Origin of the sequence: Bartonella sp. AP72JLCBS, from assembly GCF_042195705.1 — a bacterium.
Classification (GTDB): domain Bacteria; phylum Pseudomonadota; class Alphaproteobacteria; order Rhizobiales; family Rhizobiaceae; genus Bartonella.
In genome coordinates this window covers 1-584 of sequence record NZ_JBHIOU010000139.1, presented here as the reverse complement: position 1 = coordinate 584, position 584 = coordinate 1, and the positions used below count along the sequence as shown (strand labels likewise).

At 43.5% G+C, this 584-nt stretch carries 2 protein-coding genes; both read right to left on the bottom strand.

The window, feature by feature from the left end:
* Nucleotides 1–257: hypothetical protein (locus tag ACFILO_RS09760; protein ID WP_375678243.1), on the bottom strand; the 257-nt coding region annotated here is incomplete at its 3' end.
* A 69-nt stretch (nt 258–326) separates the two neighbouring features.
* Nucleotides 327–584: hypothetical protein (locus tag ACFILO_RS09755; RefSeq protein ID WP_375678242.1), on the bottom strand; the 258-nt coding region annotated here is incomplete at its 5' end.

Genomic DNA, 584 nt, shown 5'->3' with positions numbered 1-584 from the left:
ATAATTTCCTTATTGATGGTGGTACTCGTTGTCTTCTGTACAACAAATTCTGGAAGACAAAATCTCCAAGCAAAATTACCGTATTCTGTTGGCTTGTTGGGGAGAACAAAATTCACACTCTTGATAATCTCTCCAGGAAAGGTTGCAACCCTAATGGAACTGACACTTGCTTTCTCTGTCTTAAGAATTCTGAATCGGTGGAGCACCTTTTCCTGAGCTGTGCCTTCTCTGAGAGAATTTGGTCCCTCTTCCTGCACTCTTACCCTTCTTTATCTTCTCCTCCCTCTGTTCCTAATATTTGGACATCTTGGATTCCTTCTATTAATTCAAATGTTAGGAATATTTGGGACCTCACTTCCAAGGCTATCTTTTGGAACCTTTGGATTGAAAGGAACAATCGTATTTTCAACTCCAGCTCGCTGCCCATTCATTCCGTTTTCTGTAAAACTGCTAATATGCTTCTGGCTTGGCTTTCTGCAGATTCTGAGGCGCACCTCCCGATTAACATCGATGCCGCCAACAAAATCAAGCGTTCCATCTGCTTTCTGACTGATCGAGTCTCCAACAGCTCCAGTGCCCCGGCG